Annotated in this window: 23 protein-coding genes and 2 tRNA genes; 11 read left to right on the forward strand and 14 right to left on the reverse strand. The window is 67.7% G+C overall.

Annotated features, from left to right (window positions below):
- Positions 1-13: 13 nt before the first annotated feature.
- From ACWEMY_RS22660 to ACWEMY_RS22675, 4 genes are all read right to left on the reverse strand, one after another.
- Positions 14-86: transfer RNA gene (locus tag ACWEMY_RS22660), tRNA-Glu, on the reverse strand.
- A gap of 28 nt (positions 87-114) precedes the next feature.
- A tRNA-Gln gene (locus ACWEMY_RS22665) sits at positions 115-186 on the reverse strand.
- A 193-nt stretch (positions 187-379) separates the two neighbouring features.
- On the reverse strand, positions 380-1,855 hold the full coding sequence (gene gltX / locus ACWEMY_RS22670; protein ID WP_452391629.1) for a glutamate--tRNA ligase: 1,476 nt from the start codon (positions 1,853-1,855) through the stop codon (positions 380-382).
- A 19-nt stretch (positions 1,856-1,874) separates the two neighbouring features.
- The gene (locus tag ACWEMY_RS22675) at positions 1,875-2,648 is read right to left on the reverse strand and encodes a fumarylacetoacetate hydrolase family protein (protein WP_375929308.1); all 774 of its coding nucleotides are present in this window, start codon (positions 2,646-2,648) and stop codon (positions 1,875-1,877) included.
- A gap of 356 nt (positions 2,649-3,004) precedes the next feature.
- Between ACWEMY_RS22675 and ACWEMY_RS22680 the strand changes: the two genes are divergently transcribed.
- Complete coding sequence (locus tag ACWEMY_RS22680; protein WP_375935351.1) at positions 3,005-4,138, forward strand: MFS transporter; 1,134 nt, start codon at positions 3,005-3,007, stop codon at positions 4,136-4,138.
- Between the two features lie 67 nt (positions 4,139-4,205).
- Here ACWEMY_RS22680 and ACWEMY_RS22685 read toward each other — a convergent pair whose 3' ends face one another.
- Positions 4,206-5,213, reverse strand: coding sequence for a 3-isopropylmalate dehydrogenase (locus ACWEMY_RS22685; RefSeq protein ID WP_452391630.1), 1,008 nt, complete (start codon positions 5,211-5,213; stop codon positions 4,206-4,208).
- A gap of 174 nt (positions 5,214-5,387) precedes the next feature.
- Positions 5,388-6,986 (reverse strand): phosphoglycerate dehydrogenase, encoded by a 1,599-nt coding sequence (gene serA / locus ACWEMY_RS22690; RefSeq protein WP_452391631.1) that lies wholly within the window; start codon positions 6,984-6,986, stop codon positions 5,388-5,390.
- Positions 6,987-7,119: 133 nt separating this feature from the next.
- Between serA and ACWEMY_RS22695 the strand changes: the two genes are divergently transcribed.
- The gene (locus ACWEMY_RS22695) at positions 7,120-7,929 is read left to right on the forward strand and encodes a nucleotidyltransferase domain-containing protein (protein WP_375929311.1); all 810 of its coding nucleotides are present in this window, start codon (positions 7,120-7,122) and stop codon (positions 7,927-7,929) included.
- A 74-nt stretch (positions 7,930-8,003) separates the two neighbouring features.
- Here ACWEMY_RS22695 and ACWEMY_RS22700 read toward each other — a convergent pair whose 3' ends face one another.
- On the reverse strand, positions 8,004-8,207 hold the full coding sequence (locus ACWEMY_RS22700; RefSeq protein ID WP_019048280.1) for a cold-shock protein: 204 nt from the start codon (positions 8,205-8,207) through the stop codon (positions 8,004-8,006).
- A gap of 409 nt (positions 8,208-8,616) precedes the next feature.
- Between ACWEMY_RS22700 and ACWEMY_RS22705 the strand changes: the two genes are divergently transcribed.
- Entirely contained in the window at positions 8,617-9,399 is a 783-nt protein-coding gene (locus tag ACWEMY_RS22705) for an MHYT domain-containing protein (RefSeq protein WP_452391632.1), read from the forward strand.
- Between the two features lie 3 nt (positions 9,400-9,402).
- On the opposite strand, the gene ACWEMY_RS22710 is transcribed toward ACWEMY_RS22705, so the two are convergent.
- Complete coding sequence (locus tag ACWEMY_RS22710) at positions 9,403-9,606, reverse strand: cold-shock protein (protein ID WP_452391633.1); 204 nt, start codon at positions 9,604-9,606, stop codon at positions 9,403-9,405.
- Positions 9,607-9,743: 137 nt separating this feature from the next.
- Between ACWEMY_RS22710 and ACWEMY_RS22715 the strand changes: the two genes are divergently transcribed.
- Both ACWEMY_RS22715 and ACWEMY_RS22720 read left to right on the forward strand, forming a co-directional pair.
- Positions 9,744-11,045 carry a hypothetical protein gene (locus ACWEMY_RS22715; protein WP_375929314.1) on the forward strand — a complete coding sequence of 434 codons (1,302 nt, stop codon included), beginning with the start codon at positions 9,744-9,746 and terminating at the stop codon, positions 11,043-11,045.
- A gap of 72 nt (positions 11,046-11,117) precedes the next feature.
- Positions 11,118-11,762: a hypothetical protein gene (locus ACWEMY_RS22720; RefSeq protein ID WP_375929315.1), complete on the forward strand. Its 645-nt coding sequence runs from the start codon at positions 11,118-11,120 to the stop codon at positions 11,760-11,762.
- A gap of 138 nt (positions 11,763-11,900) precedes the next feature.
- Here the strand turns inward: ACWEMY_RS22720 and ACWEMY_RS22725 are convergent, their stop codons facing one another.
- The 3 genes from ACWEMY_RS22725 to ACWEMY_RS22735 all read right to left on the reverse strand — a co-directional run bounded on the left by ACWEMY_RS22725 (position 11,901) and on the right by ACWEMY_RS22735 (position 13,933).
- Entirely contained in the window at positions 11,901-12,809 is a 909-nt protein-coding gene (locus ACWEMY_RS22725) for an ADP-ribosylglycohydrolase family protein (RefSeq protein ID WP_452391634.1), read from the reverse strand.
- A 174-nt stretch (positions 12,810-12,983) separates the two neighbouring features.
- The gene (locus ACWEMY_RS22730; protein WP_375929317.1) at positions 12,984-13,406 is read right to left on the reverse strand and encodes a HepT-like ribonuclease domain-containing protein; all 423 of its coding nucleotides are present in this window, start codon (positions 13,404-13,406) and stop codon (positions 12,984-12,986) included.
- Positions 13,403-13,933 carry a nucleotidyltransferase domain-containing protein gene (locus ACWEMY_RS22735; protein WP_452391635.1) on the reverse strand — a complete coding sequence of 177 codons (531 nt, stop codon included), beginning with the start codon at positions 13,931-13,933 and terminating at the stop codon, positions 13,403-13,405. Before ACWEMY_RS22735 ends, ACWEMY_RS22730 begins: the two co-directional genes overlap by 4 nt.
- Positions 13,934-14,301: 368 nt before the next feature.
- On the opposite strand from ACWEMY_RS22735, the gene ACWEMY_RS22740 reads away from it, so the two are divergent.
- The 3 genes from ACWEMY_RS22740 to ACWEMY_RS22750 all read left to right on the forward strand — a co-directional run bounded on the left by ACWEMY_RS22740 (position 14,302) and on the right by ACWEMY_RS22750 (position 16,271).
- Positions 14,302-14,550: a hypothetical protein gene (locus ACWEMY_RS22740; protein ID WP_452391636.1), complete on the forward strand. Its 249-nt coding sequence runs from the start codon at positions 14,302-14,304 to the stop codon at positions 14,548-14,550.
- A gap of 148 nt (positions 14,551-14,698) precedes the next feature.
- Positions 14,699-15,643, forward strand: a complete 945-nt coding sequence (locus ACWEMY_RS22745) for an HNH endonuclease (RefSeq protein WP_375929320.1) — start codon at positions 14,699-14,701, stop codon at positions 15,641-15,643.
- A 337-nt stretch (positions 15,644-15,980) separates the two neighbouring features.
- The gene (locus ACWEMY_RS22750; protein ID WP_375929321.1) at positions 15,981-16,271 is read left to right on the forward strand and encodes a hypothetical protein; all 291 of its coding nucleotides are present in this window, start codon (positions 15,981-15,983) and stop codon (positions 16,269-16,271) included.
- 588 nt (positions 16,272-16,859) lie between these two features.
- Here the strand turns inward: ACWEMY_RS22750 and ACWEMY_RS22755 are convergent.
- Positions 16,860-19,811, reverse strand: a complete 2,952-nt coding sequence (locus tag ACWEMY_RS22755) for a Z1 domain-containing protein (protein WP_452391637.1) — start codon at positions 19,809-19,811, stop codon at positions 16,860-16,862.
- Positions 19,808-21,334: an ATP-binding protein gene (locus ACWEMY_RS22760; RefSeq protein ID WP_452391651.1), complete on the reverse strand. Its 1,527-nt coding sequence runs from the start codon at positions 21,332-21,334 to the stop codon at positions 19,808-19,810. Before ACWEMY_RS22760 ends, ACWEMY_RS22755 begins: the two co-directional genes overlap by 4 nt.
- 247 nt (positions 21,335-21,581) lie before the next feature.
- On the opposite strand from ACWEMY_RS22760, the gene ACWEMY_RS22765 reads away from it, so the two are divergent.
- The 3 genes from ACWEMY_RS22765 (at position 21,582) to ACWEMY_RS22775 (ending at position 23,622) form a co-directional block, all read left to right on the forward strand.
- The gene (locus tag ACWEMY_RS22765; RefSeq protein WP_375929323.1) at positions 21,582-21,797 is read left to right on the forward strand and encodes a hypothetical protein; all 216 of its coding nucleotides are present in this window, start codon (positions 21,582-21,584) and stop codon (positions 21,795-21,797) included.
- Entirely contained in the window at positions 21,794-23,065 is a 1,272-nt protein-coding gene (locus ACWEMY_RS22770; RefSeq protein ID WP_375929324.1) for a hypothetical protein, read from the forward strand. The genes ACWEMY_RS22765 and ACWEMY_RS22770 overlap by 4 nt, the downstream gene beginning before the upstream one ends.
- A gap of 110 nt (positions 23,066-23,175) precedes the next feature.
- Positions 23,176-23,622, forward strand: coding sequence for a hypothetical protein (locus tag ACWEMY_RS22775; protein ID WP_452391638.1), 447 nt, complete (start codon positions 23,176-23,178; stop codon positions 23,620-23,622).
- Here ACWEMY_RS22775 and ACWEMY_RS22780 read toward each other — a convergent pair.
- Positions 23,617-24,588, reverse strand: coding sequence for a helix-turn-helix transcriptional regulator (locus tag ACWEMY_RS22780; protein ID WP_452391639.1), 972 nt, complete (start codon positions 24,586-24,588; stop codon positions 23,617-23,619). The two genes, ACWEMY_RS22775 and ACWEMY_RS22780, sit on opposite strands and share 6 nt — an antisense overlap.
- Positions 24,589-24,623: the final 35 nt, after the last annotated feature.

Consider the following 24,623-nt stretch of genomic DNA (forward strand, 5'->3'; position numbering starts at 1 on the left):
GGGTCTTTCTTTGTAGCCCCGACGGGATTTGAACCCGCGCTACCGCCTTGAGAGGGCGGCGTCCTAGGCCGCTAGACGACGGGGCCAGGACGATCTCACCGAAGTGAAACCTTGCTGGGGTACCAGGACTCGAACCTAGAATGGCTGAACCAGAATCAGCTGTGTTGCCAATTACACCATACCCCAAGGATGGAAACGCCCGACCTCCGTTCCACCGAGTGGTTGTCGGTGTTGCGAGGCCGTGTTCCGCGGCGATGAGAAGATTACCAAACACTACGGGGTAAACTACAAATCGCCTGGTCAAAGGCCGGTTTTTGGCTGTTTTCGGCCCTCCGGCGGCCGGGGCGGACGCGGCAGTGCCACGCCGCCCCGAACTCCCCTACTCCGCCGCGGGCGCCCAGCCGCGGGCAGCGCGCAGCCGCGCCAGCGAGATCTCCCGGCCCAGCAGTTCCATCGACTCGTAGAGCGGCGGGCTGATGTGCGAGCCCGTCACCGCCACCCGCACCGGCGCGAACGCCTTGCGTGGCTTGAGCCCCAGGTCATCGATCAGCGCCTTCTTCAGCGCCTCCTCCAGCGCGGCCGTGGTCCACTCGCCCAGCGGCTCCACCGCGGCCAGCGCGGCGTCGAGCACCGGGTCGGCGTCCGCACCGAGGTTCTTGGTGCCCGCCGCCTGGTCGATCGCGAACTCGTCGGGCGCGACGAACAGGAATTTCAGCAGGTCCCACGCATCGGAGAGCACCACGATCCGGGTCTGCACGAGTTCGGCGGCGGCCAGGAAGGTCTTCTCGTCGATCTCCGCGCCGATATGACCCCGCTCGGTCAGGAACTCGCGCAGCCGGTGGCCGAAATCACCCGGCTCCAGCAGGCGAATCTGCTCGGCATTGATCGCGTCGGCCTTCTTCTGGTCGAAACGCGCCGGATTGGAATTCACCGTGGAAATATCGAAAGCCGCCACCATCTCGGCCATCGAGAACACATCGCGGTCCTCGGCGATACTCCAGCCGAGCAGCGCGAGATAATTCAGCAAACCCTCGGGAACGAATCCCCGATCGCGGTGCAGGAAAAGGTTGGATTCCGGATCGCGCTTGGACAGCTTCTTGTTGCCCTGGCCCATCACGAAGGGCAGATGACCGAACTCCGGAGTGAAGTCGGCGACCCCGATACGCTGCAGCGCGGCATACAGCGCGAGCTGTCGCGGAGTGGAGGACAGCAGGTCCTCACCGCGCAGCACATGGGTGATCTTCATCAATGCGTCATCGACCGGATTCACCAGTGTGTAGAGCGGGTCGCCGGTGCCGCGGGTGAGCGCGAAATCGGGCACCGTCCCGGCTTTGAACGTGGTTTCCCCGCGAACGAGATCATTCCAGGTGAGATCTTCGTCGGGCATCCGCAACCGCACCACCGCGGGGCGTCCCTCGGCTTTGTAGGCGGCGATCTGCTCGTCGGTCAGGTCCCGGTCGAAATTGTCGTAGCCGAGTTTCGGGTCGCGACCGGCGGCGCGGTGCCTGGCCTCGACCTCCTCCGGCGTGGAGAACGCCTCGTAGGCCTCGCCGGCCGCGAGCAACCGAGCCACCACGTCGAGGTGCTGATCGCGGCGCAGCGACTGCCGGTAGGGCTCGTAGGGGCCGCCTACCTCGGGCCCCTCATCCCAGGTCAGGCCCAGCCAGCGCAGCGCATCCAGCAGCGCGCGGTAGGAATCCTCGGAATCGCGCGCGGCGTCGGTGTCCTCGATGCGGAACACGAAGCTGCCGCCGTGGTGGCGCGCGTACGCCCAGTTGAACAGCGCCGTGCGCACCAGGCCGACGTGCGGCGTTCCGGTCGGCGACGGGCAGAAACGGACCCGTACTTCAGTCATGACTCTCTTCTCCGCTGTCTCAGCGCTTGGTGGCAACAGGATTGGTGAGGGTGCCGATGCCCTCGACGGTGACCGACACGTTCTGCCCGGCCGCCAGCGGGCCGACGCCTTCCGGTGTGCCGGTGAGGATCACGTCACCGGGCAGCAGCGTCATCACCGAGCTGATCCACTCGATGATCTTCGGGATGTCGTGCAGCAACAGTGACGTGCGGCTGCGCTGGCGGACCTCGCCGTCGACCTCGGTGGTGATCTCCAGATCGCCGGGGTCCAGCGAAGTTTCGATCCACGGGCCGAGCGGGCAGAAGGTGTCGTAGCCCTTGGCCCGCGTCCACTGACCGTCGTGGCGCTGCTGGTCACGGGCGGTGACATCGTTGGCGACGGTGTAGCCCAGGATCACCTCGGCGGCCTTGGCGGCGGGCACGTCCTTGCACGGACGCCCGATCACCACGGCCAGCTCGCCCTCGTAGTCGACCTGAGATGAGCTGGGCGGCAGGATGATCGGCGCGTTCGGGCCGACGATCGCGGTGTTCGGTTTGATGAAGATCACCGGATCGACCGGCGCCTCGCCGCCCATCTCGGCCGCGTGGGCGGCGTAGTTCTTGCCGATGCAGATCACCTTGCTGGCCAGGATCGGCGCCAGCAGGCGGACATCGGCCAGCGGCCAGCTCCGCCCGGTGAACGTCGGCGAGCCGAACGGGTGTTCGGCGATCTCCTTGGCGACAGCGTCGCCGCCGTCGCCGTCGATGCTGACGAACGCGACTCCATCGGGACTGGCAACTCGACCTAAGCGCATGCCCGGAGTCTATCCAGGCGCGCCCACCTGCCCGAACGCGCCCGGACCGCGATACCGCCCGGTCGATACCCGCGCCGCGCCGATGCGAGTGAACTCACACCGGTGTGATTCGAAGACATTGCACGCCTGCGAATTTCGCCCGAGCCTCCGCGGGCACCGCGTGTGATCTGTCAGACACCTGATCCGGGGGCAACAATCGACGGTCAGCGGTGTAGCGTGATCTTCGATGTTCATACCATGAGACATCAATCTCAAATATTGAGACGCAATCGTGCAATCCGAGCGAGGTGGGAATCGTGACGCAGGCGCACCAGGCACCCGAGGTGACCCGGATCGGTAGCGGCAGACGGTGGTTCATGCTCGCGCTCGGCGTCTTCGCGCAGACCGCCAGCTCGATGTTCATCCACGGCACCCCGTTCCTGCTGCCCGCGCTCACCGCCCGCGGCGATTCGCTGGCCGCGGCCGGCGCGCTGGTGGCGTTGCCCACCCTCGGCCTGGTGTGCACGCTCATCGCCTGGGGATATGTCGTGGATCGCATCGGCGAGCGGGTGGTGCTGGTGGCGGGCACGGTCGTGATGTTCGTCGCAGGCATCGGCGCCGCCCTGGTGGACAACGCCGTCGCCTTCGGCGCGCTGTTGCTGCTCGGCGGCGTCGGCGCGGCCAGCTCCAACGGCGCCAGCGGCCGGGTGATCGTCGGCTGGTTCCCGCCGGACCGGCGCGGCCTGGCCATGGGTATCCGCCAGACCGCCCAGCCACTGGGCGTGGGCCTGGGCGCGCTGAGCATCCCGTGGGTCGCCGAGCACCACGGCATCGCCGCCGCGCTGCTGGTCCCCGCCGTGATGGCCGGGCTGGCCGCGATCGGCTGCCTGATCGGCATCGTCGACCCGCCGCGGCCGCCGACCGCGGCCGCCGACCGCGCCAACCCCTACCGGGGCGCCTCGACGCTGTGGCGCATCCACGCGGTCTCGATCCTGCTGGTGGTCCCGCAGGCCACCCTGTGGACCTTCGCGCTGCTGTGGCTGCACCGCGATCTGGGCTGGTCGCTGCCCGCCGCGGGCGCGCTGATGACCGTCACCCAGTTCCTCGGCGCCGCGGGCCGCATCGGCGCGGGCGCGTGGTCGGACCGCGTCGGCAGCAGACTGACCCCGCTGCGTCAGGTCGCCGTCGCCGCGGTCGTCGCCATGGCCGCGCTGAGCGTGGCCGCCTGGACCGGCTGGTGGTGGGCGGCCGTCCCACTGCTGGTGGCCGCCTCGGTCATCTCCGTCTCCGACAACGGCCTGGCCTTCACCGCCGTCGCCGAGATCGCAGGCCCCTTCTGGAGCGGCCGCGGCCTCGGCATCCAGAACACCGGCCAGAACCTCGTAATCGCCGCCATCCCCCCGGTTTTCGGCGCCGTCATCACCGCCACCAGCTTCCCCACCACCTACGCCCTGGCCGCCGTAGCCGCCGCGGCCGCCATCCCCCTCGTCCCCCGCGACCCGTCGAAGTAACCGCCCCCACAAGAACAACAGGCCCGCTCCGGACGAACCGGAGCGGGCCTGTTGTCGTTCGGTGTCGTCAGACGATGGCGGCGATGCGGTCGCCGACCTCGACGGTGGAGGCGGGGGCGGTGCGGGCGGCCAGGTCCTTGGCGACGGCGGATTCGATGCGGGACGCGCCCTCGGTGTTGCCGAGGTGGTTGAGCAGCAGCGAGACCGACAGGATGGCGGCGGTCGGGTCGGCCTTGGACTGGCCCGCGATGTCGGGGGCGCTGCCGTGGACCGGCTCGAACATCGACGGGTTGGTGCCCGAGGCGTCGATATTGCCCGAGGCGGCCAGGCCGATGCCACCGCTGACGGCGGCGGCCAGGTCGGTGATGATGTCGCCGAACAGGTTGTCGGTGACGATCACGTCGAAGCGGCCCGGGTCGGTGACCATGTGGATGGTGGCGGCGTCGATGTGCTGGTAGGCGGTCTGCACGTCCGGGAACTCGGCACCGACCTCGTCGACGGTGCGCTGCCACAGCGATCCGGCGAAGGTGAGCACATTGTTCTTGTGCACCAGCGTGAGGTGCTTGCGCCGCGCCTGCGCGGTGGCGAAGGCGTAGCGCACCACGCGCTCGATGCCGAAGCGGGTGTTGTTGGAGACCTCGGTGGCCACCTCGTGCGGCGTGCCGACGCGGATCGCGCCGCCGGTGCCGGTGTAGGGGCCCTCGGTGCCCTCACGCACGACCACGAAGTCGATGTCCGGATTGCCGGCCAGCGGGCTGGTGACACCCTGGTGCAGCTTCGAGGGCCGCAGGTTCACATGATGGTCCAGCGCGAAGCGGGTCTTGAGCAGCAGGCCCCGCTCGAGCACACCGCTGGGCACCGACGGGTCACCGATCGCGCCGAGCAGGATCGCGTCGTGCTGCTTGAGCTCGGGCAGCACCGACTCGGGCAGGATCTCCCCGGTCCGGTGGTAGCGCGCCGCGCCCAGGTCGTACTCGGTCTTCTCGACCCCGGGCACCACCACGTCGAGCACCTTCAGTGCCTCGGCGATGACCTCGGGCCCGATGCCGTCACCGGCGATGACTGCGAGCTTCATAGTGCTCTGACTCCAATCAGAAACGGTTCAAATCCGTAGAGGTGACGGCTACTCCGTCGAACTGCTCGGGATACCAAGCGGGGCGGGACACCACGGCTGATGCCGCAGGTCTCGCCCCGCCTCGCACGACCCGTCGTGGGTCGGCACCCTCAGTGCTTCCAGCGCTCCAGAAACTCAGGCCAGATCGACGAGAACGACCTTCGAGGCACCGACGGCCTCACCGATCGCGGTCTGCACCTCGGCGGGCACCTCGCGGTTGACGCGCAGCACCACGGTGGCGCCTTCGGCGTCGATGTCCTGGCTCAGCTGCGCGGCCAGGATGTCGACGTCGGCCTCGCCCAGCTTGGTGCCGATCTTGCCCAGGGCGCCCGGCTTGTCGCTGTAGTTCAGCACGGCCAGGTTCAGGCCCTCGGCGCGCATGTCGTAGTTGCGGCCGTTGATGTTGACGATCTTGTCGACCAGGGCAGGCTCGGTCAGCGTGCCCGCCACGTTCAGGGTCGAGCCGTCGCCGAACACGGCGCGCAGGTCGACGACGCTGCGGTGGTTCGGGCTCTCGGTGGCGGTGGTGACGGTGGCGGTGATGCCCCGCTCCTTGGCCAGCGACGGCGCGTTGACGAAGGTGACCTGGTCCTCGACCAGCGCCGAGAACACCCCGCGCAGCGCGGACAGCTCCAGCACGGCGACGTCCTGCGCGGCCAGCTCGCCACGCACCTGCACCTCGATGCTGACCGGCAGCTCGTTGGCGATGGCACCCAGCAGCGCGCCCTGCTTGCGCACGACGTCCAGCCACGGCGCGACCACGTCGTTGACCGCGCCACCGGTGACGTTCACCGCGCCCGGCACGAACTCACCGGCCAGCGCCAGCAGCACCGACTTGGCGACATCGGTGCCCGCGCGGTCCTGGGCCTCGGCGGTGGAGGCGCCCAGGTGCGGGGTCACGACGACCTCGGGCAGGTCGAACAGCGGGCTGTCGGTGCACGGCTCGGTCTCGAACACGTCCAGACCGGCGGCACGCACGTGGCCGGACTTGATCGAGTCGGCCAGCGCCTGCTCGTCGATCAGGCCACCGCGCGCGGCGTTGACGATGATGACGCCCGGCTTGGTCTTGGCCAGGGTCTCGGCGTTGAGCATGCCCTTGGTCTCGGGGGTCTTGGGCAGGTGGATCGAGATGAAGTCGGCGCGCTCGAGCACCTCTTCCAGGCTCAGCAGCTCGATGCCCAGCTGGGCGGCGCGCGCGGGCGAGGTGTAGGGGTCGTAGGCGACGATCTTGGTCTCGAAGGCCGCCAGACGCTGCGCGAACAGCTGGCCGATACGGCCCAGGCCGATGACGCCCACGGTCTTGCCGAGGATCTCGACACCGTTGAACTTGCTGCGCTTCCAGGTCTTCTCACGCAGGGTCGCGTCGGCGGCCGGGATCTGGCGCGCGGCGGCGAGCAGCAGGGTGACGGCGTGCTCGGCGGCGGTGTGGATGTTGGAGGTCGGCGCGTTGACGACCATCACGCCACGCTCGGTGGCGGCGGGCACGTCGACATTGTCGAGGCCGACGCCGGCACGGGCGACGATCTGGAGCTTCTTGCCCGCCTCGAGCACCTCGGCGTCGACGGTGGTGGCGGAACGCACGAGCAGCGCGTCGGCCTCGGGCACCGCGGCGAGCAGGGCCGGGCGGTCGGGGCCGTCGACCCAGCGAACCTCGACACCGTCACCGAGCGCGTCGACGGTCGACTGGGCGAGCTTGTCGGCGATCAGAACTACAGGACGGCCTGCTTGGCTCACTGTGGGGTACTCCTGAAGAAGAAAGGGGTCGGCAGTTACCGCCGACCAGAATAGTCCGGCGAAGTTCGGCTGCCCTTACCCCCCTGCCGAAAACCTGGTGAACGGGGTGCGGGGCCCGCTCTACGATCACGCCATGCTCCTGCGTCACGTTCCCGATTCGATGGATCCGGCGGTGGTGGCCGCCGTCGACTCCGAGCTCGACCGGGTGGCCGCCGACCACCGCGTCACCATCCGGCTGGCCATCGAAAGCGGCAGCCGCGCTTGGGGTTTCCCGTCGCCCGACTCCGATTACGACTGCCGCTTCGTCTATGTGGCGAGCCTGGACACCTACCTGTCGCCGTGGCGCACGCGCGATGTGATCGAGACGCCGCTGGTCGGCCTGCTCGATGTGAACGGCTGGGATCTGGCCAAGGCGCTGCGCCTGCTCGTGCAGGGCAACGCGGTGATCGTCGAGTGGCTGATGTCACCCATCGTCTATCGCGGGGACGGGGATTTCCGCGCCCGGCTGCGCGAGGTCGCCACCGAGGTGGCCGACCGCGACCGGGTGGCCAGGCACTATCTGCACCTGGGCGCGCGCCAGTGGACGCTGTTCGAGCGCCACGGCGGCCTGAAGAAGGTGTTCTACTCGCTGCGCCCGGCGATGGCGCTGCGCTGGCTGCGCGAGCACCCCGGCGCGGCCGTGGCGCCCATGCACCTGCCGACCCTGCTCGCCGAGTGCGACCTGCCCACCGGCTTCACCGACGCGGTCACCGAGCTGACGGCACTGAAATCACGCACCAGGGAGATGGGCACGGGTGCGGCTCCGGCGCCGATCGCCGAGTTCATCACCACCGAGTTCCGCACCGCGGCCGAGACTTTCGCCACCCGCGGTCCCCGCGATCTCACCGCGGCCAGGGCGATCACCGACGAGTTCTTCCGGTCGGAGGCTCTCGCGGCGGGCTGAGCGGGCCCGGAAACGCAGAAACTCCGCACCGGTCCGGTGCGGAGCTTCAACTCATACGCTGGTCAGCGCAGGAACTAGATGACGCGAACGTCCTGTGCCTGCGGGCCCTTCTGGCCCTGACCGATCTCGAACTCCACACGCTGACCCTCGTCGAGGGAGCGGAAGCCCGAGCCGCTAACAGCCGAGTAGTGCACGAAGACGTCGGGTCCGCCGCCGTCCTGCGCGATGAAGCCGAAGCCCTTCTCGCTGTTGAACCACTTCACAATGCCCTGAGCCATTTCTAAACCTTCTGTAGACGAGCCAGGTCCTAATAGTCCGGTCCCGGTCTCGCCAACCAACAATGCCACGGTTCGGCGAATTCAGCCACACCACAGGTCGCCGACTGTGAGGAAGCCAACCCGGTGACCGCGTCCACCGGTGCCACCACACAGGTGGGCCCGACCACAATCCGGTGGATGCCGGGCGTATGCCGGGACAGTTGCGGAACGGATGCCGCAATGGCGCCGGCCCTTCGGGCAAACCGACTGGCACGCTTCACCATCGAGTTCTCCATGGCGCCGGGTGATGTCGCCGTCAGCGACCCTAGACATTTTCGAGAAACCGAGTACGGCAAATTTTCTACCAGCGTATTTTCCGAGTTCGTGGGCGAGACCACACCTCGCTCGGAAAACTCTCGAGGAGCCTCTCGTGCTGGATATAGACCATTTCACTTACGGCTGGGTGACCCCGCTGCCCGCCTATCTCATGTCCGTCCTCGGATCGATGCTGGCGTTGCGTTGTATGGTTCGCTCGCGCGCCTCCGGTAACCACGGCGGATGGCTCACCGCGGCCGCCGTGGCACTCGGCGGCACCGGAATCTGGGTCATGCATTTCATCGCGATGCTCGGCTTTTCCGTCGACGGCGCGACCATCCGCTACAACGTGCCGATCACCTTGTTCAGCGCCGCCGTCGCCATCGCGGTGGTGTGGCTCGGGCTGTCCATCGTGGTGCGCCGCGGCTGGGACAGCGCCGCCCTTCCGGTCGGTGGCACGATCACCGGTCTCGGCGTGGCCGCCATGCACTACGCGGGCATGTACGCGATGCGCACCGACGCCGAGATCGTCTACGACCCGTTCGTGGTCGCCCTGTCCTTCGCCATCGCGGTGGTGGCCTCGATCGCGGCGCTGTGGTTCGCCCTGCACATCCACGGCGTCATGGCCACCGTCGGTGCCGCCCTGCTGATGGGCGTGGCCGTCACCGGCATGCACTACACCGGCATGTTCTCCATGAGCGCGCACACCAGCGCCCATGTCGCCCACGCCGGTGGCGCGTCGGCGGGCCAGCTGCTCACCCCGCTGATCATCGGCATCAGCATGGTCACCATGATCCTGCTGATGCAGGTCGGCATCACCGAGGCCGAGGACCCCAACCTGGCGCGACCGGTGCACGGCCAGCGGGCCTCCCGCTTCTGGCCCAGCGGCCAGAACTGAACCTCACACGATCCGCACCTGGTGCGCTTCGGGACCGCGGCGGGTCTCCTGCACGCGATATTCCACCCGCTGCCCGTCGCGCAACGTGCGGAAACCCTCCCCCACCACCTCGGTGTACTCCACGAACACCTCCGGTCCGCCGGCGTCGGGCCTGATGAACCCGAACCCTTTGCCACCGTCGAACCAGCTCACGACCCCGCTGGGCATCAACCGACCTTCCGAATCCCGTGCCTGCCATAGGAGATTCGTCCATCGTCGCACGTCGCTGCCGATTTTCCGCGACAGCCCTGGCTAAGCTGAGCCAGGTCCGCCCGGACCTGCCCGTCCGCGAGAACGGAGAGTGGGTGCAGCCCGTCGCCGCGCAACGCCTCCGGACCGCCGCCGAGGCGGCCACCGTCCTGGTCGCCACCTCGGTCGCCGTCCTCGCGATCATGCTGCCGATCAGCTTCGCCTCGCTCATCGCCTCGCGGCATCTCGACCTGCTGGTGTTCAACATCCCCCGCGCGATGACCGGCGGCGCGTTCGTCGCGGTGATCACCGCCGCGGTCACCTTCGCCGTCGGCAGCGTGCGCACCGCGCGCTGGACCGCGCTGGCCGCGCTGTGCGGCATCCTGCTCAACCACCTGGCGTTGCTGCCGATCAACGACGACGGCCACCTGGAGGGCCTGTCGCTACCCACCCTCAACTTCATCGACGCCCTGCTGGCCGGGATGGCCTTCGGCGCGATGGCGGTCGCGGTGTGGGGTACCCCGCTGATGCGCGCGATCTACCTGTTCGCCGCGGTCGGCGCGACCATCATCGGCGACCTCACCCAGACACCGGTCGACGAGGGCACCGACAGCTTCGACGGCCTGCTCGCCGGCGCGCTGCCGCTGTGGTTCATCGCCGCCAGCGTCCTGGCCCTGGCCTACTTCGCGATCACCGAGGCCCCGCCGCCCCGGTTCTCCCCCGATTCCGCCATTCCGCTGGCTCCCGTCTTCGCCGCCCTCATCGCCTATCCGACCATCCTGTATTCCTCCCTCGCCCTCGCCTCCCACGCCGACAGCCTCCGTCACCTGATCCTCGTCGGCGTCGCCGTCGTCGCCGCCGCGACCGCCGCCGCCTTCGTGCTGCCCGCCCGCGACGGACTGCTCGTCCCACTGCTCGCCGGCTTCGCCGTGGTGGGCAGCCTGGTGATCACACTGCCCCGCTCCGGCTGGGTCGACCTGGCCACCCTCGGCGCGGTCGGCATCGGCCTGCTGCTCGGCATGCGCACCCCGCGGGTCCTGCTCGCGGCGGTCTGCGTGATCGTGCTGGGCGTGTGCACGCTCGCCGTCGACGTCTTCGATCCACCGGCGGTGCTCGTCGCCGCCCTCGGCTGCCTGGCACTCGGCGGGATCGGCGGTTTCTGCGTCGGCACGGCCGTGCCGGAGAGCCCCTCGTCGGTGGTGGTCGGTCTCGGCATCCTGTTCGTCCCCTCCGCCGGCGTCGCCCTGAGCGACACCGAGTTCGGCCACCTCGCCTACTCACCGTCGTGGTACCGCACCACCGTCGTCGACCGCGGCGCCACACCCGCGACGGCAGGCATCGTGATCGCGATCGCCTGCGCCCTGTCCATCGCCCTCATCCTCCGCCTGCGCCCACCCCAGGACCCGGCCGCCGACTGACCGGTCACGGCGACCGCATCACGGTCTGCCGGAACCTGCTTACCGCACGGACTTTCGCGGTATACCGGGAACATGAGTTTCCCGGTGACCTTCGGGTTCGCCCAGGTGTGTCTGCTCGTCCTGCTCGCCCTGGCCGTCGTCCTGCTCGCCCGCGCGGCCCTGCTCGCCACCCGCCGCCGCGGCCTCAAACCCGTTCTGGGCCACGCCTTCCCCGGCACGGTCCTGCTCCTGGCCGCCGTCCTCCTGCTCTGGATCGCCACCCTGCTGCAGACCTATCTCGGGCTGACCGGCGAGATCAAAGCCGCCCACGTCATCGCGAAACCCGTTGCCGGCCAACCCCATCAGCTCGACCTCGAACTCACCGAATTCGACGAGGACGGCACCCCCGGCACCCCCACCACCTACCGCATCGAAGGCGACCTGTGGGCCCTGCAAGCCAACATCGTCGAACTCGAACCCTGGGTCAACGCCCTGGGCTTCCACTCCGGCTACAAACTCAGCCGCCTCTACGGCCAGCGCCTCGACGGCAAGTCCCCCGCCCAGGACCACACCTTCCTGCACGGCGGCGACCGCGACTTCTTCGAAGACATGAACGACAACCGCTGGTTCACCTCCCCCTTCATCCGCTCCACCTACGGCAACGCCACCATCGCCACCCCCGGCGAATACGACGTCTACATCTCCCGCGACGCCATCAAGGTCCGCCAAACCCCCTGACCCCCAACGACTGATCCAGCTTCGCCAGGAACCGCCCGAAATGCGGATCCGCCTCCGCCACCTCGTGGCAGCCCACATCCCACCACCGCATCCCCCCGAACTCCCGCGGATCCAGCCGATATTCCCGACCCGCGCCGCCTACCGAACGACCGCCCACGCCGGCAACGGTTCCCGAGCAGCCAGCCACTCCAGCGGAATCCCGCGCACCGCTCCCCGATCACCCCACCCGGTGTACGCCGCGACGATTCCCCCGACGATCGCGCCGGTCGTATCCACGTCCCCACCGGCCTCGACACACGCGGTGATCGCGGCCGGATAGTCCTCGAGAAACGTCGCAGACGCCCACAAGGCGAACGGCACCGTGTCCTGAGCGCTCACCTGAGCCCCGTTCCCGAGCTCATAGGCAGCCTCCGCCACCGACCGCCCGAGCAACTTCCGCGCCCGCCGAATCCCCGCTGCCGTCCGCCCGTCCACCAGATACGGCTCGACCGCATCCAGCAATTCCCCAGGTGCACAACCCTTCCCCCGCACCGACGCCGCGAACCCCGCCGCCACAGCCACCGCCATCGCCCCCACGATCGCCTCCGGATGCCGATGCGTCACCTCCGCCGACAACGCCGCCTCCCCCGCCGCCCGATCCAGATCCCCCGCGAAATGCGCCCCCAACGGCGCCACCCGCATAGCCGCCCCGTTCCCCCAAGACCCACGCCCACCGAACCCGGCCCCCGCCGCCTCCCGCCAAGGCCGCCCATCCCGAATCTCGTGCAACACCACGACAGTCCCCGCCCCATACCCCCGATAAGGCTCACACCGCTCGGCGAACACCCCCGCCAGCACCTCCCGGTCGATCCGCCCGCGCCCCCGAATCTCCCCGAACACCGAACACGCCATCTCGGTGTCATCGGTCCAAGGCCACGGCCCCACCGGCACCCGCCCCGCCACCAACCCCGCTACCGAACTCCCCGGCACAAAGAACTGCGCCCCCAACGCATCCCCCACCGACAGTCCGTCAAGACTTGCTTCCACTGCATCGAATTCCCACGTCATATGGGCACGAATACTGCCAACCCCACCCTCACCCACGCAACTGCCTGATCCCCGGCAGTCTGCTCGCACCGTTCCACCACCCCAGCGATCCCAATCTCCGCGTCAAAAACGAGCGCGGGTTGAGCGCCGACGCACCTCCGGAGCGACGATGACGCCAGACCTCACCCCAGCGGCCTACTGATCGTCTGCTTCAGCTTCTCCCGCCTCTGGACCATCCGCACCCCTGGCAGCAGCACCTGAATATTCGGCCAGTCTGGTACGAGCCGCGTCGAACTCGGCCGCCAGATGGCGGTGCAGTTCACGAGCGTGCACATCGACAACGGCCCAGACGATGTCGTCATCGACGAGCCAATAGCTGTGCGCGATCCGATTGCGCATGCCTCGGATAAGCCGCCACGGAACATCCGGGTGATCGGCCAACCATTCCTCGCCGAGTCGGTCCAGATCTGCGGCAAGCCGGATCACGCTGTACTGACATGCCCGCGCCACCGCGATGTCGGCGTCGAAGGCAGCACGCCCCCGACCCGCGAACTCCTCGATCTCGTTCAACGTGGCTTCGACGAATAGAATCCGCTGATCAGCCCGCTCGTCGGTCATGCGGCAAAAGCCAGTCGCTTCTGGCCGCGGTCGACGCCACGCCGCAGCAGATCGTTCGATTCCAGGTCTGATGTCGTGACGACATCGACAGGACATCCGAGAAGCTCACTCAGTTCGGAGTCGAGATCGAGAATATCGAGAATGGACGCTTCCGGTTTCAACTCGACCAGCAGGTCCAAGTCCGAGTCAGGCCGGTCCGCTCCGCGAGCGACCGATCCGAAAAGCCACACCTTCGTAACCGGATACCGAGCCAATGCGGCTTCGAACTCGTCCCGATACTCCTCAAGCAGCACGCTGGGCCTGACAGCATTGACCAGCTGAGTCCCCAACCGGAACCCGGCCGCCGCAAGCAACTGCTCAACCATCGCGAAAGAAGGCTGCCGCCTTCCCCCCTCCACGGTGGCCACGGTGGATTGTGCCACCCCCGCCCGCTTAGCGAGCTCACGCTGTGACAGGCGCCGACGCCGCCGCGCCTCGCATACCAAACGCCCGGCCGTCGACTGCGTGGTACCGCCACCCGCATCCATGCAGCAATGATAGCGGATCCACTATCACCCGAACCAGCCTCGCATGGAAGGTCGCCGAGCAGATCGAGCTGTGGAGGGGCGAGTCGTTTGGGTGCGCCGAGGTCCCGGCGAGCACCAGATGGCGATGCGACGTCTGACCGAGCAGGTCGAACGGTGCGCACGAGGCGACATGTCGAGCAGCGAACGATGCCGGCGAGTGAACCCCGAGACCAACGTGTTCTTCGGCAACACCGGAAAGTCGGACTTCGTAACCCCCGACTTCCTGGTGCACCGGTGTCTGCCATCGTTCGCCGACGTCCGTGCCTCCGATGCTGCCTCGTCGGAGAGGTCCTGTCCCCATCGAACACACAGACCGTTATGGAGGCCAAGTGCGCAAGATACGCCGCCGGCAGTATCCCCTGGTACTGGGACTCGCCCTGCACCGAACTACCGGCGCCATCGGAACAGTCCGGGTCTACGGACTCGATATCGGCCACGCTGAACTTCCGCAAGGCGTCCGCCCGCTCCGCCCCGCAAACTATGTCCTGCCCGGCGAATGGACCTCGGCCGACACCCCGGACATCTTCTTCCCCTACCCCTTCCCCATCGAGATCCCCTGGTCATCACTCACGTTCTGAGCCGACAAACAGGGGGCTCGGGGGACCGTGCGTGCCATCAGAGCGGAGCTGTGCCCTGCGCAGCACCGAAGATGTCGGATCCTCGTGGCACACTTCGCATGTGGATCTAGGGGAAGAACGTGCACTACGTTTGGACATATTTGACGCGTTGAAGGCTCTCGTGGAGGAACGCGGCGGATCGGTCACACGTGCCGACCTGCTGGACTTCCGAGTCAACAACGTCGGAATCCAGCTGATCGATCGCAACCGTGGCATACGCAACCCACAGATCTTCAGTTCGACCCTGTCGATCATGTCGAAGCCGGACAGCCCGTACGACGATGCCATCGTCGGCGACTCACTGTTCTCGTACGCCTACCGTGACGGACCAATCGATGCCGGTGACAACGTCAAACTGCGCAAATCCGCGGACACTCAACTGCCGCTCATCCTGCTGCGGTGGATCAAAGTCGGTGGTGACATCCGCTATCTCCCGATCTTTCCGGTGTATGTAGTAGCCGACGACCCCGCCAACCGGAGAATTCTGCTGGCGCTCGACGAATCCGTGCGCGACGTCAGCGATCCGCAGCACCTGACTGCGACCGAGCGGCGCTATGTCCAGCGAATGACCGAGCAGCGGCTGCACCAGCCTCAGTTCCGTAGTCGGGTGCTGCTGGCCTACAAGAACCGGTGCGCGGTATGCAGGCTCGGGCGCCCGCAGTTGTTGGAAGCGGCCCACATCATCGGCGACAAGGAAGAACACGGAATCGCGGATATCCCGAACGGTCTGAGTCTGTGCAGGATTCACCACACTGCCTACGACCGCAACCTGATGGGAATCTCGCCTGACTGCCGAGTGCACATCGGTCCCGCCTTGGCCGCTGCCCACAATGAGGGACCAATCCTCAAGTTCGGCCTCAAGGGCATGGCGGGTGTTCGGTTGACACTTCCCGACCGGAAATCCCTGCACCCTGCACCGGAGCGCTTGGCCAAACGATTCGACCAGTTCTTGGCAACCGGGTCGGCTCCCCGATCTCTGTCGACCTCCGGAGTGAGGATCGACGTTCAGAAGGTCAGTTCGATACCACTCGAATCGACATTTCCGCTGAACTGATCTCAGTCGCCACCGTCGACGATTGCACCAGCGGTGACCGTCCACGCTTCGAGCGACGGCACGCTCAATAGCGGAAAGCGCTGTACTGGAACATGATCAGTGGCCGGAAGATCCGACTACCGTTCCTGGGTTCAACAGGCTCAACGCCGTAGGCAGCAAGCCTACCGAGTTGATGGCTGCCACACCGCTAACACCACCAACGCTTCCGACAGAACCGACTCTCCCCGCCACCTCCCCCACCTCCACCGCCGCTGTTCACAGACGGAGTCCAATCCCGGTCGGGATCATCGTCAGTACCGATCCGACCGTCGGGACCCCACAGCTCGACCAACCGGGCGTGCTCACGGTCGAGGCGGTCCCGGCAGAGTCCGATTGCACCGACGCGATTGCTCCATGCCTGGTTGCCTGCATTGATGATCCCATCGAACGCGGCCAGATACGCGGCCGGAACCTCCGCCCGGACCGCCTCGACCTGCAGGGCGGAAGGTGGTGCCAGATCATCTCGATTGATTTCTGGACTCGTTACCGAATTCCCCTCGGCGACAACCTGTTCGTTGATGCTTACTCCGTACGGCTGAACACTGGCAACGGCTCCGGGGGCAGCGAGGTGCACGTATACATAGTCTGACTTGCCAGGCGGCGCTGAGCGCACCGGTTCCCGAACAATGGTGACTGATAGACCAAGCGGCAGAAGCTCATGCAGCCGAGCGTCCAGCGCTGGTGCGATCTCGGCTCCGCACATGCCTCCGTGATTCAACCTGGCCCATCTTGTTCGCACTTTGTCCGCGCCAACCTGAACTGTCAGCTCCGACCCGGTCACAGCCACGATCGATCCGACGAACACGGCTTCGGCCGCTGGGCTCGACGGGGGTTTCGGATCGTCCACGATCCCGTCGACGATCTGGGAGCACGCACCCACAACACCGAGGATGACAAGAATTGCCATCGCCCCACCGCCACCACTACTACTTCTCCTGGCCACCTGCGCAGCTTCCTTCCGGACGACCACAACTTGCGAATCCGTATCGATCCCCGTTGCCGGGCGTTACCAGTCGGCGATTGCTCTGTCGAAGGAAGGCGCACGCTACAACGCTATTGACCGATCGCCGGCAGCGATGTCTCCTTGCGTGAGAACGGAGTACGTGGAACGACAGGGCATCGCCCTCTCAGCAAGTACGGAAACGGAACACACAACCGGCGGGAAACACGACCGCGCTCAGCCTTCCTGGTCCGCCTCGACGATCGCACTTTCGGTGGACGAATCCGTGGTCTCGAACCGCACCACGCGCGAATCCCGCCCGACCGCGGTCGAAGGCGCGACGAAGCCGAAGGTGACGACGAGTTTGCCGGGGTCGATGCTGCCGTCGGGGGCGATGTCGGAGAGGTGGACGGGTTCGACCACGGGGTGTAGGAGGAGGGCGCCGCGGCGGGCGGAGCGGAAGGATTCGGTGTGGGGGTCGCCGGAGTCGGGGAGGGCGTCGGCGATGCGGCGGGCGATCGTGCGGTGCCAGTTGTAGCTGATGGCGCCGAACAGGGGGTCGCGGCGGCGGCCGCGGTCCCAGCGGGGCAGGGTGTGGTGGCCGAGTGGGAGGGCGGCCGCGTTGCGGTTGGGCTGTGGGCACAGGACGGCCCAGTCGGCGACGGCGCCGTCGGCGGTGATCGAGCGCAGGTATTCGAGGTCGGGGGCGAACTGGCGTTCGGCGCGCCAGCGCACCGATTCCAGGACCTCGAGGATCCGGTCGGCGCCGACGATGGCGTGGTGGGCGGTCATCGCGTGGCTCGCGGTGCCGTCGGGGAAGTGGTAGGCGAAATCTGCTGGTGCGGTGGAGAGTTCGTCGAGAATAGGCAGCCAGGCGGTGACATTGTGGCGCAGGTCGGCCGCGATCGTCGGGTAGGCGGTGGGCTCGCGCCAGCGGCCCGGTGAACGCACCTCGACCAGGCGCGCGTTGTACATCTTGTTCTTGCTGGTCGGCGGCAGCAGGGGCAGGTGTTGGGAGACCAGGGGCGGGACCTGGGCGGGTGTCACCTGGGGTTCACCGTCGACCATTGTGGCGTACTGGCGCAGTTCCTGGCGGAAGGCGTCCTCGTCCTGGCAGATGGCCTCGAACATCTGGTAGAGGTCGAAGGTCTTGCGGCCGGGGCCCGCCTCCTCGCGGCCGATGTAGAGGCGCACCAGGTCGCGGTAGCCGCGGCGGAAGCCGAACCAGCGGCCCATCTGCATGAGCGCGGACATGTTGCCCGCGCGGCGGCGGAAATAGGAGACGGTCAGGCCCTCGACGGTGAAGCCACGGGACAGTTTCTGGCCGCCGATGAGGATCTTCCAGATCGGGCGTTTGTCGAAGTCGGCCTCGCCGGTCTCGAGCACCTTGTCGCCGTTGACGACGATGATCGGGGACTGATCGCCGCCGATGCGGATGACGGCGGGGCTGATGTAGGGCCGCAGCGTGTCGAAGTCGGGCGGGACGGCGTGACCGTCCGCGCGCGCGGCGCTGACCAGGGCCACGTCGGTGTCGAAGAGTTCACGCAGGCGTGCGTGGCCGGTCGGACCGGAATAGTCGGCGTTCCACCAGACCTCGGTGACGCGTCCAAGCAGTTCGCGGTGGTCGGCCACGAAGCTGGATTCGTGGATGAGCATCGTGTGGTGGGTGAAGTAGCCGTCGCCGAGGCCGTGCGCCTCGCGGTAGACCTTCATCGCCGCGGCCAGGACGAACATGTCGACGGCCCGGATGAGCGCTTCGGTGTCGTCCTCGTCGGCCACGACGACGTCGCGCACGTGCGCCTTCTCGTTCGAATTCGCGTAGGTGCGTTCGGATTCCGGGGCGGCGGAGTCGATGTCGTGGAAGTCGGTGGCGCCCATGTAGCCGGCGGGGCGTTCCAGGGAGAGCAGGAAATCCTTGGGGAAGATGTCGGTGGTGTCGGAGGGGTCGATGAAGACGTTGGCGTACGGGGTGGCGGTGTAGCCGAGGTATTGGGCGCGCGGGAGCATGGTGAGCAGGTCGGCGATGGACTGGTTGATCGCGGTGCGCTCGGTGTCGGGTTTGGGGCGGGTGGTGTTGACCGAGGCTTCGTCGGACTCGTCGTCGATGATCAGGACGGGGATCTCCGCCAGCGGCGTCTTGATCTTGTTGAGGTCCTTGACGAGCCTGGTCAGGACGGTTTTGTTCTTCTTGACGACCATGAGGCGCGCAGCGGCGCGGTGCAGGTTGACCGGGTCGTACAGCGGCAGGGCGGGTTCGCGTTTCTCGAATTCGAGGGCGTAGATGCCCTGCTGCAGGCTGCGGTAGTCGTTGTCGCGGGTGGTCAGGCGGTGGATGTCGAACCAGCCCTGCACCGACGGCAGGTCGCCGAAGGACTGGAAGCGGCGCCCGATCCACGCCGGATCGTCGTGGTAGTCGGATTCGTGTTCGGCGGCACCGCGCAGGATGTTCTCGCGGCCGACGAGTTCCATGTCGAGGCGGCGCTGGGTCTGCGCGCGGAGCAGGTTCAAGGTGCCGGACAAGACGATGACCAGGCGATATCCGGCGTCGACCGCTTTGGCGACGACGCCGGTGAAGTTCGCGGTCTTGCCCGACTGGACGTAGCCGACCACGAGGCCCTTGGACTGGTACGCCGTGGGCGCGGTCGGGTCCGCCAGGCGCTCGACCACGGCGTCGGTGGCGGCGTCGAGGTCGGCGACAGCCTCCGGAGACCACTGCTTTCCGGCGAGCAGCAGACGGTAGTTGTTCCAGTAGCCCTCGCGTCCGTGGCGGGAGAACCGGGTGGCCCGGGTGTGATACCACGGTTCGAAACGGGTGCCGATGACCACCGGTTTCGGCAGGGCGGGAATGGGCGCGTTGGCTTCCAGCAGTTTCGCGGTCGCCAGGTCGACACCCAGCCGCAGGCAGATGTGCGCGCGTCGCTCGGGGGTGCGTGGTTCGGCGTCGGACCAGGTCGGTGCCGGATCGAAGTCCCACTGGTAGAGCTGGGTGCGCCACATCTCCACCAGTGCCAGATTGTCGGAGACGAACAACAGCGCGTCGCGGAAGTCCTCCTCGGTGGCGAACGGCGCGGCCTCCGGCATGTCTTCGACCTGATACCGCATGGAGGACATCAGGTTTCGTGGCCGGGTGCCCGCCAGCTCACCGAGCACCTCCCGGTGCAGCCGGAGCCGCAGTTCACCCGGATTCACGCGTCGGCCTGATCGAGCTCGGCGCGGGCGGCCGACAGCAGCACCGACTGCCACAGCTGCAGATTGTCCTTCGTCCGCGGTCCGTTGAACTCCTTGCCGAACACTTCGTGCAGCAGGAAATACATCAGCGCTTTCAGCATCGGGGCGTCGTCGACCGTGCCGCGGCGACCGCCGTTGAGCGCGGTGCGGTAGCGCCGGTTCAAGGCGATGGTCCGGTTGTCGCGGTCGATGTCGAAGAACAGGTCGTCGGCGAGTTTGCGCCATTCGACGGCGATGGGTTCCTCGCCGGGCAGGGCGGGCAGTTCGTCGTCGATGGTTTCGCGCAGGGCATCGGCGAAACCGCGACCGGCGGGAATCACCGGCTTGCGGGTGGCACCGGCGCGGCGGCGGGCGTCGCGATAGATCTGCTGGGCCTCGGCGAGGAATTCGGCGAAGGTGTGGCCGTCCGCGTCGACGGCTTTCTCCACCGCCTCGGCGAATTCCGGGGAGACCTCGATGCCCTCCTTCTTCACCGTGAGCCGGAAGATGTCGCCCATCTCGGCGGGCAGGTCCACCTCGACACGCGCCAAGGCGAGGTGCTGCTCGGGCTGGCGGACATTGTTCCAGCCACCGGCCTGGACGACGCGACCGTTGCGGTAGAAGTAGAAGCCCTGGCGGTCCAGGACGCTGCCGAACGATTTGTATTCGCTCAGTGAGGATTTGGCGGGCCAGATGTGGGCGGTCAGCTCGACGCGGCCCAGTCCGGCCAGATCCGCGCCGAACGTGCGGGGATAGCCGGGATGGCCCGCGACGGGGTAGCCGAACGGATTCAACGCCACGACACCGAAATTGGCGTAGATGTCGCCGGTGCGGATGTCCTCGACGGCGATGGTGATGTTGAAGTCGTCGCGGGTCAGGAAGCGGTGCAGTTGCACGCCCAGGTGCAGGCCGAGCCGGGCGATCGTGCGGTCGAGGTAGCGTCCGGTCTGGGCGGCGCCGACATTGCGCGGGAAGTCCTTGATGCCGTCCCAGCGGATCACGGTGCCCTGCCAGGTGATCGGGCAGCCGTGGTAGCGGTCGATCAGCGACTGGGCGTAGCGGGGTTCGACGATGTCGCAGCGGAAGTCCGCGCGGGCGCTCTCCATCGCCCAGCGCCGGCCCGCGGGGCGTGACTTGCGGGTCCGGCTGACCACCGTCAGCGCGGACGCCTGGCTCAGGGAGGCCGATTTGAGGCCGGTCCCGAACATGCCGAGGGATTCGGGGGCGTAGTCACGGCGGCCGCCGACGGTCATCGCGACATCGAGATCGTCCTCGGCCATGCCGCAGCCGTCGTCGATGATGAGCAGGCTCAGCAGGTCGTCGCCGTCGCGCAGGAAATGGATGACGACATCGTGGGCGCCCGCGTCGATGGAGTTGTCGACCAGGTCGGCGACCGCTGCCTCGAATCCGTAGCCCTGGCTGGTCAGCGCCTCCATGTACCGGGCGTCCGGCGGGAGGTACTTGTGTCCTGCCGTCGGCACATCGAACTGCCAGTCAGCCGTCATCTCCACCCCGCATCACCTGTGCCGATTGTCGAGGGGCAACCCTCTCCCGCGTTGATCGCGGCGCGCGTCGCGACGTTACATGTCATATCGAAGCCTCGGCGGCCATTCGAAATTCGTCGGTGGGACGTTGGTTCACATGTATCTGTGCCGATGTTTTGGTTGTCGTGCACAGATATTCGTGAAGACCTGGTCATGGGTGGGTGGAGGGGGCATTCTCGGGGGTGAGTTCGCGTTGCCCAGGAGTCGCATGAGTGTTCGGAGTGTGCGGGACGGTGGCGTGCCCGAGGCGGTGCCCGCGGTGGAGCGGTTGCCCGCGGAACAGGCTCGGGATCTGTTCGAGTTGATGGGGGCCGCGGTCGCGTTGGAGGCGGCGGCGTTGGACAAGTCGATCGACTCGATGGTGGGGGCGCTGCCGCGACCGTTGCGGGCGGTGACCAAGAAGATCATGTTCGGGGGGCGATGACGGATTTGACGACACGGGCGCAGCTGATACTGCTGGCCCGGACCTTGCACGTGCATCCGCAGCGGGTACAGCATCTGCGACACCTGGGGGCGCAGCGGTTGCACGAGTTGCAGGAGCAGATCTCGGGGGTGCTGTTCGATCAGCACACGGACACGTTCCGGCGGATCTCGGCGCTGGTGCCCTATATTCCACTGTCGATCTCGATTCCGCTGGTGCAGAAGCTGGTTCCGCCGATGATGACGGGGCGCGCGGCGGGCGCCGTCGGGGTGGATCATCCGGTGAAGGCGGCCGAGACCTTGACGATGCTCGATCCGGGCTACGCGGCCGATTGCGCACCGTATCTGGATCCGCGGGCGATCGCACAGCTGGCCGATATCGCGCCGACCAAACCGGTCGTGGCGATCGTCAACGAGTTGCTGCGGCGGCGTGACTATGTGACGGCCGGGCCGTTTCTGGCCTGTGCGACGAAGGAATTGATCGCCGGGGTCGAGGCGGGGGTACGCGACGACGCGGGGCTGATCTTCTCGGCGGCGTATTCCTACGATGTCGAGATTCTCAGCGCGGTGGTGCGGCAGTTGCTGGACGGGCCGCGGCGGCGGGTGCCGCGGATGGCGCACACGGTGCTGTCGGGGGCGCCGGGGTTGCAGCACGCCGCGCTGTCGGTGTTCTCGCGGTGTGAGCCCGATGTGGTGCAGCGGGTGGGCGACATCCTGTTCGGGAGCGCGCGGCCGCAGGCGGTCGGTGAGCTGGTGCGCAACGCGCTGATGGTGGGCGCGGTGCCCGAACTGCTCACCATCGCCGGGCAACTCACGCCGCTGGGGCTGTGGTCGCTGGTCGGGAACCCGGTGTTCGCCGATCCGGATATCGGGGCCGGGCTGATCGCGCCGCTGGACAAGCGCGAGGACGCCGGGAGCTGGCGCGGGCTGTTCACGCTGATGTCGCGGATGGACGACACGGTGCGGCGCCGCGCGGGATACACACTGGCCACCCTCCCCGACGCGGCGGTAGCGGCCCTGCCCGCCCGCGCCACCGAAACCGGCTGCTGGCCCGCGCTTCTCGACCTGGTGGCGGTGTCCGGGACCGAGGCGCGAGCGAGGTTCGGGGCGGTGTGGTCGGGGCTCGGGCCCGAGCGGCGCGCGCATCTGCACCGGTGCATCCACGAACACAACTACGACACGCGACTGGCGGAGATCACGGCGCTGGTGGCGCCGGTGGCGGTGGATCAACTGTTCTTCGAGCGGCGGCGGATGCAGCGCTACCGGCACTGAGCGCCGGGCGGGTTGCTCCACAGGCGACAGGGTCCGGCATCATGGACCGCGTCAGTTGGTTCGATGACGGATCGGTCGGGGGCGGGATGTATCAGCGCGTGGAGCAGCCGATGACGGGTGTGGGTACAGCTGTCGCGGCGATGATCCTGGGAGCGCTCGGTGCCGCGACCGCGCTGGTGCGGGTCTATTCCGCGTTGAACCAGTTGAGCGACTTGGAGTCGCGGTCTCGGATACCGGTGTTCGGTGACATGGTGACGCCGCCGTCGACCGGCGCGTACGCCATCACGATCGCTTGGCTGATCGCCGAGATCACGACCGCGGCGCTGCTGGGGACCGGGGTGGCGCAGTTGCTGCGGCGCCGCCGCCGTGGGCAGACCGTCATGGTGATCGGTTGTGGCTGGTCGGTTTTGGCGTTCGCGATCGGGATGTACGTGATGGTCGAGCTCACCCCGGTCCGGACCGTGCCGATCGTGGCGACCACGGTGTTGCTCGTCTTCCCGCTGACCACCCTGGTCCTCGCGGCGCTGCCGTCGACCGGTCGCTGGTGCAGGTCATAGCGGTTCTGCGGTATCGGCCGAGCGGACGAAGCGGGAGCCCCAGTCGTCGAGGCGGGCGATGAGTTCGGGGGGTTCGATGACGTGGAAGTCGGCTTCGGCCTTGCCCAGGAGCAGGATCGGCCAGTCGAGGTTGTCGACCGACATGTGGACGCGGGTGCGGGTGGGGGTGAGGGGGGTGGTGGTGCACCAGCGGCCTACGCGGGATTCGACGTGGGCGGCGGGGGCTTCGATGTCGGCGGTGACGGTGTAATCGGGTCTGCGGGCGCCTATTCCGGTGCGGACGAAGGTGGCGGCGTCGGGGGCGGGGAGGTCGCGGGGGCGGAAGCGGGCGCCGGTGGGGTGGGAGCCGGTGAGGCGGTCGACGCGGAAGGTGCGCCAGGCGTGGCGGGTCAGGTCGTAGGCGACCAGGTACCAGCGGCGGCCCAGGGAGACCAGGCGGTGGGGTTCGACCTCGCGGGCGCTGGTCTCGCCGTCGGCGGCGGTGTAGGTGAAGGTGAGGCGTTCCTCGGCGCGGCAGGCCATGGCCAGCGCGGTGATGACGGTGGGGTCGACGTCCGACAGCGGCAGGGTCCAGCCGGTGGAGACGGTCATGGCGCGCAGGGCGTCCACGCGGCGGCGCAGCCGGGTGGGCAGGACGGTGACGAGTTTGGCCAGCGCGCGCACCGAGGGTTCGGCCAGGCCGTCGACGGCGCCCTGGGAGCCCGCCTGCAGGCAGACGGTGATGGCGACGGCCTCGTCGTCGTCGAGGACCAGCGGCGGCAGCGCGGCGCCCGCGGCGAGCTGGTAGCCGCCGTCGGCCCCGGTGCGCGCGTCGACGGGGTAGCCGAGTTCGCGCAGGCGGTCGATGTCGCGGCGCAGGGTGCGCGCGGAGATGCCGAGGCGGTCGGCGAGTTCGGCGCCGGGCCAGTAGCGGTGGGTCTGCAACAGCGACAGCAGTCGGAGGGTGCGTGCGCTCGTGTCGGCCATGTTTCCAGTATCGCCGCATTGCGGACAGAAACTGA

Source organism: Nocardia sp. NPDC004415, from assembly GCF_053602435.1.